Source organism: Pseudomonas sp. TE12508, assembly GCF_056279485.1.
Map to the genome: position 1 here is coordinate 1 of NZ_JBWCCN010000045.1, position 1,557 is coordinate 1,557.

Genomic DNA, 1,557 nt, shown 5'->3' on the forward strand with positions numbered 1-1,557 from the left:
AATCGACCCAATATAGATAGTCCGTCCCACCTTCATCGATACTGGTAACGGTTGGCAGGTAGCTGTCAGCGAGGGTGGAACATGCACCTGTAGACTACGAATAAAACGACCCAAACGCATGACGTTTGCAGCTTTAGTTCCGAGTCTACAGGTGCGCTTGCGCTCGATAACGAATACTCAGGGTTCGCCGTCGCACCGGCTCACTATATTGCCTTCGCTGAACGCAAGCATGCATGTCCCTAGCAGCTATTTTATCGCTTGCGGAGGTTCACGTGACAGCGTCCTTGAGTCAGCAATTCACAGCCTATGTCGGCATTGATTGGGCAGATACCAAACATGATATTTGCCTACAGGCTGGGGATGACAATCATCGTCAGTTCGACTGTATTCCGCACCAGGTTGATCGCATTGATGAGTGGGCCAAGGCATTGCACCTTCGCTTCGGTGGCCCTATCGCTGTAGCTCTGGAGTTGGCCAAAGGGCCTATTGTGTCGGCTCTGCTGAAGTATGACTTTTTCGTGCTGTTCCCGATCAATCCCTCGACGCTTGCCAAATATCGCGTGGCGTTCAAGCCGAGTCGCGCCAAGGATGATCCCACCGATGCGGAGTTAGCACTCGATCTACTGCTTCGCCATCCTGAACGGTTCACCGCGCTCAGGCCGCAGAGTGTGGCCATGCGTTCGCTGCTTAGCCTGATCGAACAGCGTCGGGATCTGGTCAACGACAAGACGCGTTTTACCAACCGTTTATGCAACACCCTCAAGCAATATTACCCGCAGGCACTGGAATGGTTCGAGCAGCGAGACACTCTGTTGTTTTGCGATTTTCTCACTCGCTGGCCGACACTCCTGTCAGCCAAACGGGCGCGTAAAACCACGCTTGAGGCGTTCTTTTATGCCCACAACGGGCGTCGCGCCACATTGATCGAGGCGCGTTTGGCGTCGATTCGTGCGGCATCTGCGCTCACAGAAGATGCCGGCATTATCGAGCCTTGCCGCTTACACGCCCTCGCGTTGGTGGAGCAACTACGCACCGTCCTCTCGGTGATCGATCGCTTCGATAAGGAAATCGAGCGGGTCGCTTCTGCACTACCGGATTACGCATTGTTTCGTGGCTTGCCGGGCGCAGGCCCGCATCTAGCGCCACGTTTACTCGCAGCCTTCGGAGAGCAACGTGAGCGTTTCCATGGCGCGGACGAGTTGCAAAAATACTCAGGCATTGCCCCGGTGACGGAACGGAGCGGTAAGAAGAGCTGGGTGCATTGGCGCTGGCAATGTCCAACATTTCTTCGTCAGACCTTCGTGGAATGGGCGGGGCAGACCATCAATAAATCCTTTTGGGCTGGAGCTTTCTACCGGCAGCAACGCGCCAAAGGGAGCACCTATCAAGCTGCTGTACGCGCACTCGCGTTTAAGTGGATTCGGATTCTATATCGGTGCTGGCAGACCAGGACGCTCTACGATGAAACCACCTATTTGAATGCCTTGAGGAAGCGCGGTTCACCGCTCCTGAAGAACCTCGATTTAGGTTGACTGACTTCCTCAGGGCGTGAAGCTG

General features: G+C 54.8%; 1 protein-coding gene. It reads left to right on the plus strand.

Features of this window, described 5'->3' with window-relative positions:
• Positions 1-272 precede the first annotated feature (272 nt).
• A complete protein-coding gene (locus ACZ9IM_RS30460; RefSeq protein ID WP_476225833.1) occupies positions 273-1,532 on the plus strand; it encodes an IS110 family RNA-guided transposase in 1,260 nt (419 codons plus the stop codon).
• Positions 1,533-1,557: the final 25 nt, after the last annotated feature.